Genomic DNA, 15979 nt, shown 5'->3' on the forward strand with positions numbered 1-15979 from the left:
AATGTAAAATGTTTTTTAGCTACGCTAATGATAACATGAAACTATCTTAGCGTAAAGTTCAAACTCCTTACAGGTCAAGCGGATATTCGCAATCCGCTTCGCTACGTAGCTCTACACCGAATAACAATGTTACTGGATTTTGATATATATACAAAAGGACTCTCTGCACTTTATTCACTGATCTGCAGAAAGTCCTTTTCATGGTTATTTGTGATGTTTCGCTTCCTCTTCTTCCACCAACCTTGATGTTTCTTCTGACGGAGCTGAGATTACAGCTGCTGCTACAATTTCGCAGGGCGGATTTCCCTTTACAGCATCTATTGCAGCTTTTACTGCGGCTACGTCACCGCTTAAGAATACGGTTGCATGGCCCCCGCACTTGGTATGCCAGGTACGGAATTCCACTTCTGATGTTTTCAGCATCTGGTCAAGGACAACTACTGCATTACAGCTTCCCAGAACCTCCACTAATCCTAATGCTCCATATGACATCTTCTACATCCTCCTGACATGTTCTATTTGTTAATGGTCATCTTAATTGCCACTTCAGTATCTGCCGTAGGTGCTGCGATCACAGTGTGGGAAACAATCTTACCCAGTGGTTTAGCTGTCTCCAAAGCTACTTCCATTGCAGCATTTACATCGGAAACACTACCACGCATTTTGACACATGCCCCACTTTTCAGTCGGTTTCGTTCCACACTCTGAATTGTTACGTTTGCAGCCTTAGATGCTGCATCAAGAGCGACAAAGCAAGCTACCAGGTTATCCAGTTCAAACACCCCAACCGCCATACCATCATAGTTTTTTGCCATTTTATCCTCCTTACAAGACGGGAACATGGTTTTCCCGATTGTTTTCTTTTATACCAGTATACCTTGTTTTCATTATAATTACAAGCTTTTTTCCACCGAAATCTCACAAGAATTCACAAAACACAACACAATCCCACAAAATTGACTCATTAAATTTTTTCTAAATCCGCAATGTTTTCAGGATATTCCATGTCTGAATACAATTTCAGCTGTAACTGTAATATTCTGTTATACTCCTCGCAGCCAGGTTCCAAAACCCTTCTTTGCTCATACAATTTGTGATCTTCTTCACTCATCTTCACATTAAAGCTTTCCTGAGTATGGAACTGGATTTCAATACGATAGTTACGTGAATTTTTAAACTTGGCATTTACACCATTATATGGAAAGCTGTCATTGACCCAATAATTTTTCAATGAATAGATTTTCCAGTTTTTCTCATACAGAGCATCTGTCACAGAGCGTATCTGTTCAACATAATTTTTCGGCTCCAGTATCACTGTATAACGAATAACATCCGCTATTGAATCGAAAAAAGATTTCTCTACTCTCTGATAGAGCTTATTATATAAGGATTTCGGTGATTTTACTCTATACTCTAATCCCGCAAGTATTGCGTTATTTGTCTTTGCAAAGTCCACAAGAAACTTGGTGATTTCAAACTCTGTAGACAGATAATCCGCATAAAACACTCTTTCTTCAAAAGAGAGTTTATGAAAAAGTTCTATATCTTCTTCTGTCCATGATTCTTCAATTTCTTTATTAAGATAGATTTTCTCTGAATTTTCAGCAGACAGAACACATTTGAGTTCTATGGAATCAATGCCAAAAAGACTGGCTTTATCACCCGACCCATGAGTCAGACTTCTGAGAATCTTTTCAAAATTATTGGTAATTAAATTTACTTTTCTTTCAATCAATGCATAGGCGGAATCCGAGCCGCCTGCTTCTATCACAAGTTTACCATCTTTAACAGTGATGCTTCTTACCACATTTCTTTCAACAAATCCAACAATCTCTTCCGAATTATATTTATCAAAAGCCTCATAATCCAGGTCAGGATTTATGTTTTTCAATTCTGCAAGCTGATTTCCAACCACAAGAACTGCTGCCAGACCCTTCAATCTGACAGTTTTTTTATTGTCTAATGTCAAAATTTCTTCCAGTTGATTTATATCATCACTATTATCTCCAATAAAACGCAGCATACTGATTATGGCATGCTTATGTATCTCTGACGGAAATTCAAATATATCTCCATATTCTTCTATCAGACACGCACTGAACAAAACATGATATTTACTCATGATCTGCAGGAATGTAAGCGATTGAGTCTGCTTTTGAATTCCCAGTTTACTTATATATTTATTCATAATTTTCTGATTTAAACCAAATCCGGTATGAGCAAACAGAGCCGCCATCAAAAGGCAGTAACACTCATCTTCATTCAAATCTTCCAGTTTCTGTCTATCCATGATTAAATCGCAAAATTCTGCAATATCTATAAAATGCATAATAGAATAATCAGAAATATTGGGATATATCTTTTTATATTTTTCCAGCATTCTCTGGACCACTGTACAGTTATCTCTGTAATTCTCATATAATTTTTTTGATTTTGTAAGTAAATTTTCCGAACACCTGTTAACTATCATTTGAATTATTCTCCATCCATTGTATTACTTATTTTTTCCTGCCGGACTTTCTTTTTTGAATCTTCCCTTACTGTATCCCTCAGTTCTTTCATATATTCCGAAAAGCTGCATTCTTTATTTCCGTATGTCATCTGGAGATCATATTCCAGTGGAATCCAGGTAGAAAGGTCAGCCTCATTATGCTGAATAAGCGCTTCCAGTTTGTCCAGTGCCTTATATATTTTTGCTTCCAATGTCTCCAGAGCTTCCATTTCAGCAAATAGCTTTTTCAAATCCCTGCGGTATGGTTCCGGCAAAGCATCCAATAGTTTATCCATCACATAAGCTTCATGATCTGAATCAGCAGATGTTTTATCAAATGCCGGAATATCTCCTGTAATTGCCTCCCCCATATCATGGAATATGCACATCTGTATTACCTTATCAATATCCGCTTCCGGAAATTCATCCCGCACAAAATAAGCCATTACAGCAAGTCTCCAGCTATGCTCTGCAACACTCTCATGTCTCCCGGAGGAGGTGTAAGAATGTCTGGTGTTACATTTTAATTTCTCCGCTACTTTAAGAAAATCCAGAAACGCTCTACTATCCATATTGCTTTCTCCTCATTTAACGTTGCTTATTATTTCTGTTTTTCAAATCCGTATACCCATTTTCCACGCAAAAACAGATACAGAAAAATCACAGAGCTGATGCTCCAGGTCAGGGGATATGCCCAGAGTATCACCCGGATATCTGAGACAAGGCGAACTGCTACCGTAATATAGCTCACACGAAACAGACACCAGTCACAAAGCATAACGATCATGGGAACTGCCGCATGCCCGGATCCGCGGAGCACTGCCACAATACAATGCGAGAAGGCTAGAAGGCAATAAAACAACGCAACAATCCTCGCCTGCATCACACCATAGTGTATTACACCGGGATCTCTGTTAAAAGCGACGATCAGTACCGGTGCCGCCGCATATATGATAATGCCGATCAATTCTGCAATAGTCACCGAACAAATGACTCCAAATCTGGCACCTTTTTTCGCACGTTCATACTGTCTGGCACCAAGATTCTGGCTGACAAAAGTTGTCAGAGCCATTGTAAAACATGTTACCGGTAAAAAAGCAAATCCCTCTACCTTTGAATAGGAACCACAGCCTGCCATTGCCATTTTCCCAAATGCATTGATATTTGACTGTACAAAAACATTTGCAATAGCGGTCACTGAATTCTGGAACCCGGACGGCACGCCATTCTGAATGATCTGTTTTAGCATATGTCTGTCAAAACGGATCATTCTCAACTCTAAACGATATTCTTCTTCCACACGCATCAAATGGATCATACAAAGAATGGCGCTGATAAACTGAGAAATCGCCGTAGCCAGTGCTGCTGACCCAACCCCCATACCAAGGCCTGCAATAAAAAAGATATCCAACACAACATTGATACAGGATGAGATGATCAGATAAAACAGCGGATGACGACTATCTCCGACAGATTGCAGAATTCCAACAAAAATGTTGTACATAACAACCCCTATGGATCCTGCAAAATATGTTCTAAAATACATGATTGATTCTGGCAGCACATCGCCGGGTGTTCCCATCAATACCAGGATCCTGGGTGCCAGAAACATTCCCATAACCGTCAGCACTACACCGGCCACAAGTCCAAATGCTACGGTTGTGTGGATTGCTTTCTGCAGGCAGTCCTTTATTTTTGCCCCGTAATATTTGGCAATAACAACTCCTGCTCCTATGGCAATACCATTGATAAACCCCACCATCAAAAAAATCAGATTTCCGGAAGAACTAACTGCTGCCAACGCATTACTTCCGAGGAAATTACCTACAATCAGGGAATCTGCTGTATTATACAACTGCTGAAACAGATTTCCGAGAAATAGCGGAATGGCAAAAAGGATGATTTTTCCGGAGATACTTCCTTCTGTCATTCTTGAATTCTTTTTCATATTTTTCTGTTGCATAAATTTTGCCTCTCTACTGGACTATATTTTATACACATCTCAATTATATCATTTTGCTGATTGGATTTATATATTATTTTGATATTCTTTTCATAAACAGACACCATATTTTATTGATTTTGTATACTAATTACTCTATAATACATAATATATCAAACAAAGCTCTCAATTTTTTTATAAAATACTATACAAGGGGGTATTATACAATGAGAGAATTAAAAGCAACCAAAATCAACACTGCTGATTTTGCACCCTTCGGTACATTTTGCAGCATGACAAAGCCGGAGGGCTATCCTTTACAGGGCGAAATACATAAGTTTTATCCAGACCGTATTTCAGGTAACTGTATAGGATCCATGGGATTTTCACCAATTGCAGTACATAAGGATGAACGCATCATTAAAGCAGCTGAATATCACACAACTACCTGGGAGGGTATTGTTGCACTGGATGATGACATGATTATACATGTAGCACCGGCTTCTGCAGGCACACCTGTTCCGGAACTTACCAGAGCATTTATAGTTCCAAAGGGAACTATGGTAAAAATCAATGCCGCCATCTGGCATTTATGTCCACTTCCTTTAAACAATGAAGTACTCCATGCCATGATCATTCTCCCGGAATGCACCTATGCAAATGACTGCACTGTAGTAGATTTTGAGGAGAAAGACTGGTTTAGGATCACTATCTGATTTTGCAGCTGTAAAATCAGGCCTTACACAATGTTTTCCATAAATAAGAATCCGGGAACGCAGTGAAGAAATAAGTGCGGATTACCGAAATATTTTTAATCCATTTTTTTTTTAATCCACTGTTCCATTGACAACCTCAATTCCATCTGCTTCCAGTAGCTTTTTCTGTGCATCTTTACCGCCGAAGGCAAAGGCCCCTGACAGTTCTCCTCTGGAATTCACTACCCGATAACAGGGAATCTGCTCCGGATCCGGATTCTTATGGAGGGCATTCCCTACCGCTCTCGACATTCTCGGATTCCCTGCCATTTCGGCAACCTGACCATAAGTTGCAACGCATCCTTTCGGAATTTGCTTCACTGCCTCATAAATCTTCTTTGTTGGGCTGTATGTTACGAGATCATAGCTTTCGGATATCATTCTTTTAATATCTTTATCCGGTACCGTCCCATTTAGAATAATGGTATTCCAATGTTCCTTATTCTGATGATAACCAGCCTGTACAGATTCATAGGCACTTCGCCAAAAATCACGCCACTCCGGGTTTGCCTTTACATTCAGATTAACATAACCGTTTCGTTCATAGATCCATAAAAAAATTTTTTTGTTTTCCCTCGCTCTTACCACCTGCCAGTTCTGGTCACGGAAAGGTCTTTCCGTATATGTATTCTGAAATGATAAACCGAATTCCAACGCTGCTTCTCGTGTAATCATGCAATTTTGATTCATTTATTTCACCCTTATTCCCTGAAATTATTTCTGGCATCTTCATAATCTCTTGGAGGCTGTTTATTACATCTATTTTTCCCCTTCATTCGCTTCCTCTATTGTCACACTCTCCTGTACCTGCATATCCGTATACTGAACACGAATAACTGCCTGCGGCCAGTTTATGCTGACCATTGCTGTTTTGTTTTTCTCATCTCCTGCTTTCCGAATAAGCTCCAACAATTCCTTCAGTACTTCCTTTGTCAGATAACCGCCTCTCCAGTGAAAAATAAGTACCCTGCCTTTCTTCGCCGCCTGCAAAGAACGTTTATACACATCCTCTTTCTTAGTAAAAGAAAGCTTCTTCTCTTTATAATAAAAGTGTTCATGATCACCGCAGTGAGGCGCCGACGCAATAAGAGGCTCATGATCCCTGAAAATCTGTGAATCATCCAGATTGAAATAATCATAGCGGATTTCAGAAGTCTCACGATCTTTTCCCAGGGTATTATCAAAGGTCGCATCCAGATGATAATATGTACCTCCTATTTTTACGATATTCCATGTGTGGCGATACTTAATCCCCTTCTCAGGATTATTTCCACAGATTGCAATCACGCACCATACTCCCAGCGCATCCAAAAGAACCTTTACTGCTTTTGCAATTCCCTCACATACACCAACGCCTTGCCCCAACGGTCCGATAATTTCATGGGAATATGATTTTTTCAGTTTGTCATAGCGGATATTTTTACAGATAAAATCATGTACATACTTCTCTTTCTCCCACTCAGACAGCTTCTGAACCGGGCGAATCAGCTTCTCAACTCTGGCAGTCATAGCCTTTTGATGTTCGCAAATCTTCTTTTTATCAAAAAGATACTCCGGAATAAAAATCAGATTCGGAGAGTCTTTATAATACCGGTATTTATAACTGCTCACCCAAAATATCTCCGGATGATCCAGACGCATCTGAAAAAATACATTATAAAGTTCTTCTCCCTCTAATACCGGAATCTGAAATTCATCCTCCAGGTTTTTCACACCGCTAAGAATGCTGTGATATACAGCCTGTTGCGCCTTATTCATATGGTTGTAATAATATTGCTCCATTGTTATCTTATCTCCAAGTTCTTCGTCACTTATAATCCCTTCCGGTACATTTCACTGATCACTGCCTGCGCATGTTCAGATTCTTTTTTCTCTATTATCTGTGCCCTGTCACTTAAAATCGCCAGCATCTCATCTACCAGATCTTCTATTTTAGGATTTGTATACCGATACAAATAACCCAGCATTCTGGTTGCGGTATAATCTGTATTCATATTTTTATATGCGATCTCTGCACATGATTAGATGGTCAGACCCCGATAGGTCTCTCAATCAAAACTGCTGTAAAAAATCTTTCCCAGCTGAAATATTCTTTACATTCCACATACTCAGATGGATCATCCAAAATTTTATCTACAAAACTATTTTTAAGTATTCCAGCCGATAAAATCAACCATTCAAAAGACTCTGGCAAATATAAAGCAATGTTTTCTCTTTTTTCTATCAGCCGCAATACTTTATCGATTTCCGAACCAAATGCCGCGCCATCTGCTATTACAAGCATTTTTTCATTCTTATGTACATTTAAATAATGAAATACGTTAGATTTTCCATTTAATGTTTCACATTTTAATCCATTATCTTTGCAAACGTGTTCAAAAAACTGATATCCTGAATTACTGTCCTCAGTAATAACAATTTCAGGATTTACACTGCCCTTATAAGTATCTGCGCCATATATTCTATAAAATTCATGGTAACTTTGCTTTAAAGTTCCATATTTTCCAGAAGTTTTTATTCCATAAATTTCTTCCACACTATATGGCAAAGAAGGCAATGACTCTCTGGATGCAATCACATAGTAATTATCCGTTTTCTGAATCTTGCCAGCAAATTCTTCTGTTTTTATAAATTCATTTCCCTCATCAATAAAAATAATGCTGTCAGATATTCCACTCAACTGCTCTTTCCACAGAGCACCTTCCAATACAAAACATTTCTTGTCACAAATCAATTCTACCGGAGTACCTGATGGATTATTTACATAATCCTGAATCATATCAATAAGAGTGGTTTTTCCTGTCGCGCTGTCGCCACGAATAATTGTCAAATTACGTCTCAATTCAAAATCATATTTTAAACGTTTAGTTGAAACAACAACTCTATGCTTTCCCTTCATCGCACTCTCTCCTAAACAAATTCTCCTGCTATCGACACAAGTTCTTCCATAGAATGAACAATTTGATCTGTATTCAAAATATGAATACTAAAGGATTCTGGTCCAAAATCCATTAAATGCAAAAGATTAATTGTTCTATCCTCTGATTCTGCAATTTTCAGCAGCCACTTTGCACAATTATCGCCACAAGTTGACGCATTAAAAATTTTATCTTTATCAAATTTAACTAGAATCAATGTTTTTACACCGCCTGATAACCCAGTTGGTGGTATTTTTCCCAACACCGGGCTGTCTATTACACCGCTATCCAGTACAGTTGATTTATCTACATCCTGAATCATTTCCTTTACAAATGGATCTATAATCCATTCATCTTCATAATCATATTTAAAATAAGAAGCTGTATTATACACAGCATCTGACATATCACCAAAGAAAATCTTTAACATATCGTCTACCTTCCTCCACGCAAATACTGTACCAACGCATCAAATATCTTTAAATATCTGTTGGCATGCATACGGACACTATCAATGATATTTGTAATAAATCATTACAAAATTTTCGAAATAAAATGATCTGCCTCAATAATATGCCTTACATTCTTCTCCCTGGAGTCAACAATACTCACACGTCCATTCTCCGCTGTCAAAGTCACACTGGAATCATCATTCCGATAAACAGTCATATGTTCCACTGGGCGTTCCAATGTCTCTATTGGATCCTTCATCTTTTTTAATCGCCGATACTCATATTCCGGAATAAAAAATTCAAGTTTTGAAATAGCTCTTTTTTTCTTTAATGGTGTTTTTCTTAATGAACCATTTTTATTCATAAAACGATCCGCAAATTCAACATTTTCCGTCATCTTATCAATTACATCCGAAATCCCTTCAATCTGATCAATCGGTCTTTCCTGTAATACTCCTGTTATAATTTTCTTATAGTCTTCTTTTGAAATTTCTACTGACAGCTCATTTCTTCGTCTGTCATAAGTTTCCCCTGATTCATAAGTAATTTTATAACAATAGTTAAAGTTCAAATCTTCCATGCCTCCAATCAAAAATAGCTTCATGCCATCAAAATTTTTAACTAAAATAATGATAGCATGAAACCATTTTAGCGTAAAGCAACATTCCGAAGGTTTTATATAGCTTTCAGGCAATGACTTACTTTCTTGATACCTCATAATAAAAAACTATCTAACAAATCCTTACAATGCTTTGCTGCTTTTTCACACCATCGGTTCCCGAATCCCATAAGCAGTAAAAAAAGCACTGCCGCCCCGGATATTCCAAAGCAGCAGAGCTTTTCCTCTTACACAATCTGATTACTTCACTTAGAAGCTTCCAATCACATCGGCATTTAATCTCTTAATAATTTCCACAGCCAGCTTCACACCGTTTTCGTAATCTGCGTAGGCAGAGATTCCGTAGTGGGTGTGTGCATAACGAACCGGAACACCGATAACGATGGTGGGAACGCCCTGGCCTGACAGGTGAATGTTGGCGCCGTTGGTGCTTCCGCCAGAGCGAACCGCATCCTGTACCGGAATGCCAAGTTCCCCGGCAAGCGCCAGTGCATAGCGCTGATACCGCGGATTGGTGATCATGCGGGCATCCACGTGGCGAAGCATCGGTCCTTTTTTGATGGCCGTCTGAACCATGTAGGCTTCCACACAGGTATCGTCTGCAGGACAACCCTCAAACACAATGGCGATGTCCGGATGCACGGTACGACAGGTTACTTGAGAACCGCGGGTGCCGACCTCTTCCTGAGAACAGCATGCACCGACCACATCCACAGCCAGCTCTTCTCCCTGCAGCTCACGCAGAGTGCTGACAATGGAGGCACAGCCGAGACGGCAGTCGAAGCTTTTTCCCACCATCAAATCATGCTTTTCATCGTAGGTAAAGGTTACATCCGGCACAACCGGCTCGCCGATACGGATATGGAACTCATTTTCCGCTTCTTCCTTAGACACTGCGCCCACATCTACCGTAATGTTTTCGAATACCAGCGGAGCCTTGCGCTCTGCCTCCGTCATATAGTGAGGAGGCTTGCTGGCAACGATGCCGGGAATGTACTCGCCCAGCGCATTTCTTACCCATACCTTATGGGCAGGTACATTGCTGGTCACCCAGCCGCCCAGGGGGATAATGCGGAGGTTTCCGTCAGGACGGATTGCCTGTACCATGAAAGCAACCTCATCACTGTGTCCGTCCAGCTGTACCACCGGACGGTTTCCTTTGTTTTCTTTGCGGTAAATATAAAAATTGCGAAGACTGTCTTCTCTGAGTTCTCCCAGTCCTTCTGCATGCCTGCGGATCTGCGCCACCACATCATCCTCAAATCCCGGTGCGCCGTTGGCATTGGAAATATCCGCAATCAATTCCAGATTCTGTCTCTTATCCATTTTCATCGAGCCTCTCTTATTTTCTTAATACGTTATTATGAATTACCTTTTCTAAATCCACTTTCTTGAATTCTTCTGCAAAATCCACAATATAATCCGCACAGGTCTGCAGCATTTCCTGTCCCCATTCAACGGTTGCTTTCTTCGGATGGTCCGGTCCGATCCAGCCATTGTCGGTTACGTTTGGTGTGCTGCGAAGCACTTCCACTTCAACACCTTTGAATTTCACGGTACGGAAGCCCGTAGCCACCAGATTTTCATTTAAGTCCTTTAATTTCAGAGGCTCCTCTGTGAGCTCGCTGTAATCGATCAGGTCAGGATTCACGCCCATGATGCCGGCTGTCTCTTCTGCGCCGCCATGGCCGCCCTTCCATTCCGGTTTCATATCCCAGGTCATCAGCCACCAGTTCAGCATAACCACCAATGCTCCCTTTTTCTCAAAATCCAGGCCCACACGCTCGATGGTCTTAATGTTTCCGCCGTGGCCGTTTAATACCAGGATTTTACGTGCGCCATGGTTGTAAAGATTCTCAACAACCTTGTACAGCAGGTTATATAACAGCTCGGTTCCCAGGTTAATGGTTCCCGGATATGGCTCCAGGCACTCGCAGGCGCCGTATGGAATTGTCGGAGCAATCAGAACGTCACTTTTCTCTTCAATTAATTCAAGAAGACGATCCGGAATCAGGGTATCGGTTCCCAGCGGCATATGTCTTCCGTGGCATTCAATACTTCCGATGGATACGATCACCATATCGTTTTCTTCAAAATATTTCTGTGCTTTTGGCCATGTAATATTCGCTAATCTCATGTCTTTGTTCTCCTTTGTCTTTGCTTTTTTATTTCATAATCGTTTGGCACTCTGCCAAGCAATTATTTACTTTTTAAATGAGGATGTCCTAAAATAAGACACCCCCACTCATTTCTTAATTCAATTATTCGGCAACTTTAACCTGATCCAGCTTGTGGTATCCGATTGGGTCGACCACGAAGTTCTCTACCTTGTTGCTTGCGCCTACTAAGATACTGCTGTAGTAAAGAGGAGCGTTGTTGTTGATTTCTTTTAATTTTACTGCCAGATCTGCGTAGATCTTTTCTCTGGCTGCAGAATCTGTATTGGAACGTCCTTCCTCAACTAATTTGTCAACATCCGGATCTGCAAGGAAGGAACGGTTTCCTGCAGCTCCCTGCTGAGAGGAGTGCTCCAGAGAGTAATAGGTATAGTCAGCATCGATGGTAGATGTTACCCATCCCATGAATCCCATGTCAAAGTCTCCGGCAGATGTCTTGTCGATGAAGCTTCCGAATTCCATAACCTCTACTTCACAGTTAATTCCAACCTCTGCAAGCATAGCCTGGATTGCCTGACATGCCTCTGTACGTTCCTGGTTGTCGTTTACACAGATGCTTGTGTCAAATCCGTCTGCATAGCCGGCCTCTGCAAGAAGCTCTTTTGCTTTTTCAGGATCATATTCGTATGCTCCCGGGCTGCTGTAGCCGAATACTGCCGGTGCGATGATAGCATCTGCCGCCTGACCTGCACCGTTGATGATGGTATCTACCAGTAACTGACGGTCGATTGCCAGGTTGATTGCTTCACGAACACGGATATCATCAAAAGGTTTCTGTTTCATGTTCATGGTAACATAATAGCAGGACAGTGACGGAGCTTCCAGAAGCTGTAAGTCTGCATTGTCTGCAACTTTGTCTTTGTCATTTGCAATGATATCATAAGCCAGGTCGATTTCGCCTGTTTCCAGAGCGATGGTTCTCTGAGCTGCTTCCGGGATAACCTTCATCTGCAGGTACTTTGTTGCCGGAGCGCCTGCATAGTAATCGTCAAATGCTTCCAGCTTCACAGAGTCACCCTGTTTCCACTCAACAAATTTGTATGGGCCGGAACCAACCGGATGGGTCTTGAAGCCTTCTTCGTCAGCTTCCACAACTGCCTTCGGAACGATGGCGGCAAACGGTACTGCCAGGTTTCTAAGAGTCGGTGCGTATGGAGCATCGGTTGTTACGGTTACAGTGTAGTCATCATTTACTTCTACCGTATCAATAAAGTCGACTACGTAAGAAACTGCGGCAGAGTTGATGGCTCTTTCCAGAGAGAATTTAACGTCCTCTGCTGTCAGGTCAGAACCGTCATGGAACTTGATTCCCTGTCTGATCTTGAATACGTAGGTCTTATCATCGGTCTGCTCCCAGGATTCTGCAATCTGCGGCTCAACCTCATTGGTCTCAGGGTTAACGATGGTCAGAGTATCAAAAATATTGTTTGTTACCTGAACTGCCGGTGTTTCTTTTCCCTGATGCGGGTCCATGGAGGTTACGTCAGCGCCCTGTCCCCAGACAATCGTGTCTTTGTAGCCGCCTGCGCTCTCCTGTGTGCTTTCTTCCGTTGTTGCCACAGCGTCTTCCTTTGGTTTTGCAGCGCCATCATCCTTTTTTCCGCCGCCGCATGCTGTCATAGAAACTGCCATAGTAGCAGCCAGTAACAGCGCCAGTGCTTTTCTCACATGATTTTTCATAGCTCTCTCCTTTTCATTCTTTATTTACATAAAAGCCATTTTTCTGACTTTCGTGTACTTATTTATCAAACTCCCCGATTCGCATACAGGATACGAAATGTCCCGGCTCCACCTCTGTCAGATGGATATCCGGACTGCCGCACACCTCCGTCGCATAAGGACAGCGCTTTGCAAAACGGCATCCCGGCTCCGGGTCAATGGGGGAAGTAATCTCACCCTTCATCATAATTCGTTCCATCGGATAATCCGGGTCCGGAATGGGAATCGCTGACAAAAGTGCTTTTGTGTAGGGATGTACCGGATTCTTAAAGAGCATCTCTGTGGGTGCCATCTCCACCATCTGTCCCAGGTACATAACCATAATCTGGTTAGAAAAATGCTTTACAACCGATAGGTCATGGGTAATGAACATATAGGTCAGATCCAGCTCATCCTGCAAATCCTGCATCAGGTTCAGAATCTGTGCCTGAATGGACACGTCCAGAGCGGAAACCGGCTCATCGCATACGATGAATTTGGGCTTCAATGCCAGTGCACGGGCAATTCCGATACGCTGTCTTCTTCCGCCGTCCAGCTCATGGGGGTAGGAGTTGGTCAGACGCTCTGCCAGACCCACCAGATTCATCAGCTCATGGACTCTTTTCTGAAGTCCTTCCTTATCCTTCTTGTCGTAAATCTTCTGAATCAGCAGGGGCTCCATAATCGCCTCGCTGACAGTCATTCTCGGGTTCAGGGATGCGAAGGGATCCTGAAAGATAATCTGCATTTCCCTTCTTAATTCCTTCATCTTATTCTTATCATAGGAAAGAATGTCATTTCCATCAAAATATACTTTACCGGAGGTCGGCTCATGCAGTCTTAATATGGCTCTTCCCATGGTGGATTTTCCGCAGCCGGACTCTCCAACCACGCCTAATGTCTCTCCCGCGCGGATACTGAAGGATACATCGTCCACCGCGTGAAGGACACCTCCGGGAGTATTAAAATATTTCTTCAGGTGTTCCACCTTCAGCAGTTCTTTGTTCTGATTTTCCATATCAATGCTCCTTTACTTCCGTGGCTTCCGGCAAAATGCAGCGTACCATGTGCTCTCCGCCCACAGACTTCATCTCAGGCACCTTCTCCATACAGGCAGCGGTTGCATATTTACAGCGGTCTGCAAACTTACAGCCCTTGGCCAGATTGGTCGGGTCCGGCATCAGTCCGTCGATAGCCTGGAGACGCTCTACCTGCTCTACCAGGTTCGGGATGGATGCCATCAGTCCCTTGGTGTAGGGATGGCGGATATCCTTGTAAACCTCGCGGAGTGTACCGTATTCCACGATTTCCCCGGCATACATAATCGCCACATAATCACAGGTCTGTGCCACAACACCCAGGTCATGGGTAATCAGCAACATAGAGGTATTATCTCTCTTTTTCAGATTCTGAATCAGATCCAGCACTTGTGCCTGAATGGTAACATCCAGCGCTGTGGTCGGCTCATCGGCAATCAGAAGCTTCGGCTGGCATGCAAGAGCAATGGCGATGATTACACGCTGCTTCATACCGCCGGAAAACTGATGGGGATATTCTCTGCCGCGGGCTGCGGGGATACCGACCAGCTCCAGCATCTCATCCGCTTTTTTGACAGCCTCTTCCTTGGAAAGCTTATTATGCTGCAAAATAACCTCCATAATCTGGTCTCGAACGGTCATAACCGGATTCAGGGATGTCATTGGATCCTGGAAAATCATGGAAATCTGTTTTCCTCTGACCTTGCGCATCTCCTGAACACTTTTTTTCAGCAGATCCTCTCCGTCATAGAAAACCTCTCCGCCCTTGATTTTTCCCGGAGGATTGGGCACCAGCTGCATAATACCCTTTGCAAGGGTGGTCTTGCCTGCGCCGGTCTCTCCCACCAGTCCCAGTGTCTTGCCTGTATGAATCTGCAGGCTGACACCGTTTAATGCCTGTACCAGACCGTCATCGGTCTCATAGTGAATGACCAGGTCTTTTACATCTAATAAAATATCTGACATGTCTTCTTCCACCTTTCCGATTAATTCTTCAGTCTCGGGTCTAATGCATCACGCAGACCGTCACCCATGACATTCAGTGCAAGGATGGTCAGCATAATTGCAAGTCCCGGAATAACGGTGATGTGCCAGGAGCTTCGGATATAGCTTCTTGCTCCGGAAAGCATCGCGCCCCACTCCGGTGTCGGCGGCTGAATACCAAGTCCCAGGAATGACAGACCGGCGATGGAAAGAATCGCACCTGCCACGCCAAGGGTTACCTGTACTATAATCGGCGCCATGGAGTTCGGAAGGATGTATTTGAAAATAATACGGAAATCACTGGCACCCACAGCCTTTGCCGCTTCAATATAATCCTGTCCCTTAACGGTGAGAATCGGCGCGCGGACGGTTCTGGCAAAGGTCGGCACATAGGAAATACCGATGGCCAGCAGCACGTTCACCAGACTGGTTCCGAAAGCCGCTACGATGGCGATAGCCAGCAGCATGGAAGGAATTGCCAGAAAAACGTCCATGATACGCATGATAACGTTATCTAATTTGCCGCCGTAATAGCCGGCAATGGCTCCGAACAGACCTCCGACGATACAGGAGAGTGCAATGGATAGAGCTCCCATAAACAAAGAGGAGCGAATTGCCCAGAGAATACGCATCAGCATATCTCTTCCGAACTCATCCTGTCCGAAAATATGCGCCGCACTTGGCGGTGCAAGACGCTCTCTTAGGTTCTGCTTAATAACATAAGTCTCATAAATAGACGGATTCACCGCATCAATGATAATGGTGGCAATGGCAATGACAACCAGTGCTATCAAGAAAATCATTCCCGCAACCGCCAGCTTGTTTTTCTTAAAACGTCTCCAGGTCTCCTGCCATAAAGTACGCTGTTGGGAGGATGACTGGACTTTTTTTGCTTTACTCATCTGG

At 42.6% G+C, this 15979-nt stretch carries 17 protein-coding genes and 1 pseudogene; 1 reads left to right on the plus strand and 17 read right to left on the minus strand.

Features of this window, described 5'->3' with window-relative positions:
- Positions 1-204 precede the first annotated feature (204 nt).
- The 5 genes from H8Z82_RS05430 to H8Z82_RS05450 form a co-directional block, all read right to left on the minus strand.
- Positions 205-492, minus strand: coding sequence for a BMC domain-containing protein (locus H8Z82_RS05430; protein ID WP_019162237.1), 288 nt, complete (start codon positions 490-492; stop codon positions 205-207).
- 23 nt (positions 493-515) lie between these two features.
- On the minus strand, positions 516-815 hold the full coding sequence (locus tag H8Z82_RS05435) for a BMC domain-containing protein (RefSeq protein ID WP_019162238.1): 300 nt from the start codon (positions 813-815) through the stop codon (positions 516-518).
- Positions 816-964: 149 nt separating this feature from the next.
- Positions 965-2290, minus strand: a complete 1326-nt coding sequence (locus tag H8Z82_RS05440; protein ID WP_207724626.1) for a hypothetical protein — start codon at positions 2288-2290, stop codon at positions 965-967.
- 185 nt (positions 2291-2475) lie between these two features.
- Positions 2476-3063, minus strand: a complete 588-nt coding sequence (locus H8Z82_RS05445; protein ID WP_186994507.1) for an HD domain-containing protein — start codon at positions 3061-3063, stop codon at positions 2476-2478.
- Positions 3064-3092: 29 nt separating this feature from the next.
- Positions 3093-4439, minus strand: coding sequence for an MATE family efflux transporter (locus H8Z82_RS05450; RefSeq protein WP_173744204.1), 1347 nt, complete (start codon positions 4437-4439; stop codon positions 3093-3095).
- 221 nt (positions 4440-4660) lie between these two features.
- Between H8Z82_RS05450 and H8Z82_RS05455 the strand changes: the two genes are divergently transcribed.
- Positions 4661-5149, plus strand: a complete 489-nt coding sequence (locus tag H8Z82_RS05455) for an ureidoglycolate lyase (RefSeq protein WP_186994508.1) — start codon at positions 4661-4663, stop codon at positions 5147-5149.
- Between the two features lie 111 nt (positions 5150-5260).
- On the opposite strand, the gene H8Z82_RS05460 is transcribed toward H8Z82_RS05455, so the two are convergent.
- The 12 genes and pseudogenes from H8Z82_RS05460 to H8Z82_RS05515 all read right to left on the minus strand — a co-directional run bounded on the left by H8Z82_RS05460 (position 5261) and on the right by H8Z82_RS05515 (position 15975).
- Positions 5261-5863, minus strand: a complete 603-nt coding sequence (locus H8Z82_RS05460; RefSeq protein ID WP_186994579.1) for a methylated-DNA--[protein]-cysteine S-methyltransferase — start codon at positions 5861-5863, stop codon at positions 5261-5263.
- A gap of 84 nt (positions 5864-5947) precedes the next feature.
- A complete protein-coding gene (locus tag H8Z82_RS05465; RefSeq protein WP_186994509.1) occupies positions 5948-6970 on the minus strand; it encodes a transglutaminase domain-containing protein in 1023 nt (340 codons plus the stop codon).
- Positions 6971-6999: 29 nt separating this feature from the next.
- Positions 7000-7206, minus strand: a pseudogene (locus tag H8Z82_RS05470) (hypothetical protein); the annotation flags it as partial.
- A gap of 11 nt (positions 7207-7217) precedes the next feature.
- Positions 7218-8087, minus strand: coding sequence for a translation initiation factor 2 (locus H8Z82_RS05475; protein WP_243176399.1), 870 nt, complete (start codon positions 8085-8087; stop codon positions 7218-7220).
- A gap of 11 nt (positions 8088-8098) precedes the next feature.
- Entirely contained in the window at positions 8099-8536 is a 438-nt protein-coding gene (locus tag H8Z82_RS05480) for a DUF4869 domain-containing protein (RefSeq protein WP_118248118.1), read from the minus strand.
- A 104-nt stretch (positions 8537-8640) separates the two neighbouring features.
- Entirely contained in the window at positions 8641-9276 is a 636-nt protein-coding gene (locus tag H8Z82_RS05485; RefSeq protein ID WP_186994510.1) for a hypothetical protein, read from the minus strand.
- Positions 9277-9426: 150 nt separating this feature from the next.
- Positions 9427-10503 carry a M42 family metallopeptidase gene (locus H8Z82_RS05490; protein WP_186994511.1) on the minus strand — a complete coding sequence of 359 codons (1077 nt, stop codon included), beginning with the start codon at positions 10501-10503 and terminating at the stop codon, positions 9427-9429.
- Between the two features lie 16 nt (positions 10504-10519).
- Complete coding sequence (locus tag H8Z82_RS05495; RefSeq protein WP_186994512.1) at positions 10520-11314, minus strand: creatininase family protein; 795 nt, start codon at positions 11312-11314, stop codon at positions 10520-10522.
- A gap of 124 nt (positions 11315-11438) precedes the next feature.
- The gene (locus tag H8Z82_RS05500; RefSeq protein ID WP_186994513.1) at positions 11439-13034 is read right to left on the minus strand and encodes an ABC transporter substrate-binding protein; all 1596 of its coding nucleotides are present in this window, start codon (positions 13032-13034) and stop codon (positions 11439-11441) included.
- Between the two features lie 58 nt (positions 13035-13092).
- Positions 13093-14070, minus strand: a complete 978-nt coding sequence (locus H8Z82_RS05505) for an ABC transporter ATP-binding protein (protein WP_186994514.1) — start codon at positions 14068-14070, stop codon at positions 13093-13095.
- A gap of 1 nt (position 14071) precedes the next feature.
- The gene (locus H8Z82_RS05510) at positions 14072-15055 is read right to left on the minus strand and encodes an ABC transporter ATP-binding protein (protein ID WP_186994515.1); all 984 of its coding nucleotides are present in this window, start codon (positions 15053-15055) and stop codon (positions 14072-14074) included.
- Positions 15056-15075: 20 nt separating this feature from the next.
- Positions 15076-15975 (minus strand): ABC transporter permease, encoded by a 900-nt coding sequence (locus tag H8Z82_RS05515; protein WP_186994516.1) that lies wholly within the window; start codon positions 15973-15975, stop codon positions 15076-15078.
- Positions 15976-15979 lie beyond the last annotated feature (4 nt).

The sequence above is a fragment of the Blautia difficilis genome (genome assembly GCF_014297245.1).
GTDB classification, from domain to species: Bacteria; Bacillota; Clostridia; order Lachnospirales; family Lachnospiraceae; genus Blautia_A; species Blautia_A difficilis.